Genomic DNA, 6,690 nt, shown 5'->3' with positions numbered 1-6,690 from the left:
TGACACAGTATAAAAAAGAGGTATTCAGCGACCGCAAAAAAGAACTTTTGACTATTGCTTTTTTTGTAGTGCCTCCATTTATCGGTGGGACAATACAGACAGTGTTTTACGGAATTAGCATGATATGGCCTTGCACGGTCATCTCCAGCCTATTGGTTTTACTTGACAAGGAAAGCCAAGCAATATCTCAGGATTCACTTACTCGCCTTAATAACCGCAGAAATATGGAGAGACATCTTGCGACATATGAAGACGGGAAAAATCGTGCCGTGACCCTGATCGTATTAGATATCAATGATTTTAAGTATATTAATGATCGATATGGCCACGCTTCAGGCGATATGGCGTTGATGCAGACCGCAAATCTTCTGCGTGAAATGTTTAATGGAACTTCTACTTTTCTGGCGCGCTATGGCGGAGATGAATTTGTAATCATTATGCAGCAGGGTGAAGAAGGCGCTGCTGGGCAAGTTATTCGAAAAATCAAGAATAATTTCGCTGATTTTAATGAATCAAGACAGTTTCCGTTCCAACTTTCTGTCAGCGCCGGCTACGCGATATCAAGTATAAAAGGGGTTAACAGAACGGCAAACCTTTTTAAAGAAGCAGATGAGAACATGTACCATGATAAAACCTTGTATCATCGTGAAGAGCAGACATAGGCTAATTTATAACATCTGAATTATAGAATGACGCCTTGTGATATATGTCGAAAAAGTGTAGAATGATGAAGGAAAATAGAGCATTTGCTTATTGTAAAATAGTGAATATTCTAACTTAATTATAGCAAGAAAGACCGTGCTTCAAGGAGGCAAAAATTATAGCCGATCAAATTACTCTTAAAGACTTGGAAGACAGAATAGATTTTTTTAATAAAATGTATGACATTGTAAGGCTTGTAGATCCTTTAAAAAAGAGAGTGGTTGAATATAAAGGATCTCTTGAAGCTACTCATGACGAAATATGTTATTCATATTGGAAGAGAGATGAGATTTGCGATAACTGTATATCAATTAGAGCTTATCTTGATAAAAAATGCTATCAAAAACTTGAGCAATTGCCGAACACCATTATGATGGTGACCGCATTTTCTATCGAAAATCTCGAAACACCTCTTGTATTAGAATTGCTTAAGAATGTTACAGAAACTATGATGGTGGGCACCGGAAATTATTTAGAAGGACAATTGCTCCATGATCTGATTACAAAACTCAACGGCCTTGCGGTAAAAGACGAGCTGACAGATATTTATAATCGGCGGTATATAAACGAGCGCCTGCCGGCAGATATTGTAAGGGCAGTAATTGAAAACAGTCCTTTGTCGATTATATTTTTAGACATCGACAACTTTAAAGACATAAACGATACTTATGGTCATGAATTTGGAGATAAAGCAATTACAGAGGTGACCGGAGCGATAATGAAATGCATTCGAGCCGGCAATGACTGGGCATCCCGCTATGGGGGCGATGAATTCCTTGTATGCTTAAATAGAACATCCGAGGTCGAAGCTTATAAGATTGCCGAAAGAATTCGCCACGGCATTTCAGAACTTACAATATCTCCTCAAAATAAAATAAAGCTTACTGCGTCTTTGGGAGTGTATACAATGAATGGTCCGAAACTTACAGCGGCAGAACTGATTTCTTGCGCCGATAAAAGAATGTTCGAAGCTAAACAGCAAGGAGGCAACTGCACTAAATGGACAGATTGATGTAAGTTTCTTGTGCGCAAAGGGGATTTGAAATGAAGAATGACAGACATAATGGAATTTTATATAAAAACATCGATAATCGCAGTTTATCGATTATTGTGTTTTCACTTATTTTCGCTTGGATACTTTCTTTTCCTTTCGAAGGCCAGATTCTGTATTCACTTACCGAAATGTTTCAGATTGAGCCTCACAGAATGGTTTTTGGAGCTATTATATCCCATTTTGCAGGATTGTTTTTATGCGGATTTTTTGTGAAAAATATACAAGCGGCAAAGAAAACAATGTTTCTTTCTATTCTTTTGTGTATTTTAGGAAGTTTTGTATATTTTTCAAAGCCCGGAGCCCCATGGCAACTTACACTTATTTTAATTTCATTTATAGCGGGGATATGTGTAGCTGCATGGGGGTTTTTCTTAAAAAAATTTACTCCAAAGAATGAGCGAATAAAGACGACTGCTGATGTTCTTATATATTCAAACATTATTATGATAGTTTTGGATATGGCAACAGTCTATATATCTGCTTATGTTGGTCTTTCGCTATCTATTGCCATACTTGCTTTAGCGCTTTTATTTGTAGCTAAATTACCAACGGTTGAAGCTAATACAGAACATCAAGAACTTCCCAATGACACCAAAAATGCTGTTAGTATTACAAAACCCCTTCTATTGTTATACCTGTTTATTGTGATAATTACGATAAATTCGGGATTAATGTATCAAGTAATGAATCCGGCGTTCTCACACCTTGAATGGCTCACAAGCTGGTATTGGGCTATTCCGTATATCGTAGCGCTGTATATTATGAGAAATTTGTCTAGAGAAAGAAATAGGACTTATATTTTATATATAGGAATAACGATGATAGGTTTTTCTTTTATAACTTTTGCGATTTTAGATAAATCATGGCAAAGTTATTTAGTTGTAGATACATTAATGCTGGGAGCATGCGGCATATACGATTTATTTTGGTGGAGTATTTTAGGGGAGATGTTGGATTTTGACGAAAATCCGGCTAAAGTTTTTGGAATTGGCCTTTCGGCTAATGTTTTAGGCGTACTACTTGGCGGCGTGATAGGTAACGTCATAAATGGTGCGGGTCGGGATATAAGCACGATGCTGTTGGCTCTTGGCGTTGTATGCGTGACTTTCACAATTCTTCCACTGCTGCACAAATATCTATCCGAGATATTAAGCGATCATGCATATCTTACGATGGTTTTGAGCACACCTCAAGAGAAGCGTGAAATGGCTGTAAAAAATTTGATTGAGCTTGGAGGTTTAACTGAAAGAGAAGAAGAAATAGTAGAATTGCTTTTAGCAGGAAAAACGTACAAGACAATCGGCTCAGAGCTTTACATAAGCGAAAATACAGTAAAAACCCATGTAAAGAAAATCTATTCAAAGCTTAATATACGAAACCGCACAGAACTTATCAATTTAATGCTTGAACAACACAGTGCGATGCGAAAGGAATCGAAATAGACCGTTTCGGCGTGCTTTTATCTATTGACATTATATAATTTTAAAGGTAAAATAAGAATAGTTATTATTAAGGAGGTGGTTGGATGAGGAAATACAGATGTCCAATTTGCGGGTATACATATGATGAAGCTATCGGCATACCTGAAAAGGGCATTGCTCCCGGAACGAAATGGGAGGATCTGCCGGAAGATTTTGCGTGTCCATGGTGTGGCGCGGTTAAACTATTATTTACTGAAGTCAAGGAAATGAAGACAGAAACTGAACCATTGCCACAATACGCACCTTCGAGCGAGGAATTTGAAGAATCAGAAGACCTTACAGCAGGCGAACTTGCTGCTATATTCTCGAATCTTGCAAAGGGATGTGACAAACAGCACCTTTGGGAAGAAAGGGATTTATTTAATACGCTAAGCGAGTATTATACAAGAAAAGCGGCAAAAGAAAATGCCGGAGACTTTAGCGAAATCGTAGAGCTGTTAGAAAAAGATCTTTCAGAAAGCCTTACAAAAGCAACTTCGACAGCAAAAGCGAATGCTGACAGGGGAGCTCTAAGGGCATTAGTATGGAGCGAAAAAGTTAGCCGTATGGCTAAATCTCTTCTTGAGCGCTACGCAAAAGAGCAGGATGCAATGCTGGAAAATACTAAAATTTATGTATGCGATATTTGCGGTTTTATATACATAGGTGATAACCTGCCGGAAATTTGTCCTGTGTGCAAGGTCCCGAATTTTAAAATTCTGCAGGTTGCAAGGAGGTAAGCGTATGCCGGCAGTAAGAAATATAAGGTTGTGCACGAAAGACTGTATGTGCCTTTATGTTTGTCCGACGGGTGCTACAGATACGGAAGACAGCATTATCGATGTGAATAAATGCATAAAGGGATGCAGAAAATGCGTAGATGCATGCCCATCAGGAGCGATTTCGCTTCTTCCCGATGATTATCCGCCTCAACAGCCTAAAAAAGATGAAGTAGTCAAAGCGATGCGTGAACTTGCAAAAAGTAAGGTGGCACAAGAACAGATAGCACGCGCGCTAACAAAGTCAAGTAACAATGCTATTACTCGCCAATTTGCAGAGGCATTAGCCAAATCCAACAGGTTAATGGCCGAAGATTTACTCAGAGAATCCGGCTATATGCTTCCGCAAAGCGATGAAGTAAGAAAATTACTCGAATCAATACTTATTAATCCACCAGATGATTTTCCTGGCGAAGTGGTGGAAAAGCTACTACGGCAGTTAAAAAGAACAAAAATATCAAATAATAAAGGAGAGGATCTTATGGAACTTAAAGACCTTAAAGGCACAAAAACTGAGAAAAACTTAATGGAAGGATTTGCAGGAGAATCTCAAGCAAGAAATAAATATACTTATTTTGCATCTGTTGCAAGAAAAGAAGGCTATGAGCAGATTGCAGCGATTTTTGAAGAAACAGCGAATAATGAAAAAGAGCACGCAAAGCTGTGGTTTAAAGCACTTAACGGTATAGGTAATACAGCCGAAAATCTTCGCCATGCAGCTGAAGGCGAAAATTATGAATGGACCGATATGTATGCACGTTTTGCTAAAGAAGCTGAAGAAGAAGGTTTTACAGAACTTGCGGCAAAATTTAGGATGGTTGCAAACATCGAAAAATCCCACGAGGAGAGATATCGCAAGCTTCTCGATAATGTCGAAATGAAAAAGGTTTTCGAAAAAGCAGGAGAGACAATGTGGGTTTGCAGGAACTGCGGCCATATTGTAATTGGCAAAAAAGCTCCGGAGATTTGCCCCGTATGTGAGCATCCACAGGCCTTCTTTGAAGTCAGATGCGAAAATTATTAATAAATCTCACTAAGCACTAAGTTTTGTATAGAAAATAAAAGCAGGGTAAGATTTTCCTAAAGGATGGAAATATCAAACCCTGCTTTATTTGTTTTATCTTATGCGTTATCGTTAAGGACTGCTTTTATTCTTTCCATTGCCCAATCGATTTCATCTTTTGTGATTATAAGTGGCGGAGCAAATCGTATAACTGCTTCATGAGTATCTTTGCAAAGAAGACCTTTTTCCATTAACTTTTCACAATATGGACGAGCCTTTCCGTTAAGCTCTAAACCAATCAACAGACCTTTTCCGCGAATTTCTTTTATAAGCGGATTTTTAATCTCCCTGAGTTTACCCATAAAATATTCGCCCATTTCAAGAGAACGCTGGACCAAATTTTCTTCTTCAATAACTTCCAAGGCCGCAATGGCACAAGCACAAGCCAATGGATTTCCTCCAAAGGTTGAACCGTGAGAGCCCGGCTCAAAAAGGCCTAAAATTTCTTCGTCTGCTACAACAGCAGATACAGGCGCTACTCCACCGCCTAGTGCTTTACCGAGTATATAAATGTCCGGAACCACATTTTCCCAGTCACATGCAAACATTTTGCCTGTTCGGCCAAGGCCTGTCTGAATTTCATCAGCAACAAAAAGTACATTGTTTTGTTTGCAAACTTCATAAGCATCTTTTAAGTAACCGTCATAGGGCACATTAATTCCTGCCTCACCTTGAATAGGTTCGACTAAAAAAGCTGCTGTATTTGGAGTAATAGCCGCTTTAAGAGCATCTAAATCGCCATACGGTATAATCTTAAAGCCCGGAGTAAACGGCCCGAAACCCCTCTTATATTCTTCTTCGGATGAAAAAGATATTATAGTAGTTGTGCGGCCGTGAAAATTTCCTTCACATACAATAATTTCTGCGGAATTTTCGGGCAGTTTTTTTACGTCATAAGACCACCGCCTGGCAGCCTTAATAGCAGTTTCAACAGCTTCGGCCCCTGTATTCATAGGCAAAACCATATCTTTGCCGGCAATCGTTGCAACCTTTTGACAAAATGGCCCGAATTTATCATTATGGAAAGCTCTTGATGTTAATGTGACTTTATCGGCTTGTTCTTTAAGGGCAGCAATAATTTTCGGATGGCAGTGACCCTGCCCTACTGCCGAATAAGCGCTGAGCATATCCATATATTTGTTGCCATCCAAATCTTTCACCCAGACTCCCTTACCTTCGCAAATTACTACGGGCAGTGGGTTATAGTTATGGGCGCTGTATTTTTCGGTTATCTCAATAATTTCTTTACTTTTAGACATTGGTAGACCTCCCTGATTTATATAAATGTATAATTATAAGCTTAGTATGTATTTTATTGCATATAAATTTAATTTAAACCTCGGTTATACTTAAAAAATCCTGAACATATAGCAATAGTTATAAATATATTATGCATATATATGCATAATATATTTATAACTATAAACCTTAAAGAACAGCTTGTCAACAATAAAAATTAAAAAGCCTACCATAAAAAGGTTTTTTCTAGTATAATCGTATTGTAATACATATTTTCGCAAAAATCCATGTAAGCCGGCAAATTTATTATTTCTTTCGCAAAAACATAAATTTGCAGGTTTTTTTATGTGTTATTAGCTGCGTTTTACTATATTACTGCAATAAGCGAGGTAT

At 38.1% G+C, this 6,690-nt stretch carries 6 protein-coding genes (1 of these 6 running past the window's edge); 5 read left to right on the top strand and 1 reads right to left on the bottom strand.

The features are described from left to right. The 5 genes from TSYNT_RS01305 to rbr form a co-directional block, all read left to right on the top strand. Positions 1-662, top strand: the 3' portion of a protein-coding gene (locus TSYNT_RS01305; protein ID WP_059031378.1) for a GGDEF domain-containing protein. The gene continues 508 nt to the left of window position 1, outside the view; the window shows 662 of its 1,170 coding nt (coding positions 509-1,170); its start codon lies beyond the left edge, outside the window; it ends in the stop codon at positions 660-662. Positions 663-847: 185 nt separating this feature from the next. Further along, positions 848-1,714 (top strand): GGDEF domain-containing protein, encoded by an 867-nt coding sequence (locus TSYNT_RS01300; RefSeq protein WP_202859704.1) that lies wholly within the window; start codon positions 848-850, stop codon positions 1,712-1,714. 32 nt (positions 1,715-1,746) lie between these two features. Next, complete coding sequence (locus TSYNT_RS01295) at positions 1,747-3,198, top strand: LuxR C-terminal-related transcriptional regulator (protein ID WP_059031376.1); 1,452 nt, start codon at positions 1,747-1,749, stop codon at positions 3,196-3,198. A gap of 83 nt (positions 3,199-3,281) precedes the next feature. Continuing rightward, positions 3,282-3,956: a rubredoxin gene (locus tag TSYNT_RS12070; protein ID WP_059031375.1), complete on the top strand. Its 675-nt coding sequence runs from the start codon at positions 3,282-3,284 to the stop codon at positions 3,954-3,956. A gap of 520 nt (positions 3,957-4,476) precedes the next feature. After that, positions 4,477-5,019, top strand: coding sequence for a rubrerythrin (gene rbr, locus TSYNT_RS12065; protein ID WP_059031683.1), 543 nt, complete (start codon positions 4,477-4,479; stop codon positions 5,017-5,019). 98 nt (positions 5,020-5,117) lie between these two features. On the opposite strand, the gene TSYNT_RS01280 is transcribed toward rbr, so the two are convergent. Further along, complete coding sequence (locus TSYNT_RS01280; RefSeq protein ID WP_059031374.1) at positions 5,118-6,317, bottom strand: ornithine--oxo-acid transaminase; 1,200 nt, start codon at positions 6,315-6,317, stop codon at positions 5,118-5,120. Positions 6,318-6,690: the final 373 nt, after the last annotated feature.

The sequence above is a fragment of the Tepidanaerobacter syntrophicus genome (assembly GCF_001485475.2).
Taxonomy (GTDB): domain Bacteria; phylum Bacillota; class Thermosediminibacteria; order Thermosediminibacterales; family Tepidanaerobacteraceae; genus Tepidanaerobacter; species Tepidanaerobacter syntrophicus.
The sequence above is the reverse complement of the archived record's forward strand: the minus strand, read 5'-3'. Positions and strand labels throughout refer to the sequence as shown.

Bases quoted from the DNA above. Each gene is read 5' to 3' on its own strand.
- TSYNT_RS01295 (WP_059031376.1), top strand. From the start codon at position 1,747: ATGAAGAATGACAGACATAATGGAATTTTATATAAAAACATCGATAAT.
- TSYNT_RS12070 (WP_059031375.1), top strand. From the start codon at position 3,282: ATGAGGAAATACAGATGTCCAATTTGCGGGTATACATATGATGAAGCT.
- rbr (WP_059031683.1), top strand. From the start codon at position 4,477: ATGGAACTTAAAGACCTTAAAGGCACAAAAACTGAGAAAAACTTAATG.
- TSYNT_RS01280 (WP_059031374.1), bottom strand. From the start codon at position 6,317: ATGTCTAAAAGTAAAGAAATTATTGAGATAACCGAAAAATACAGCGCC.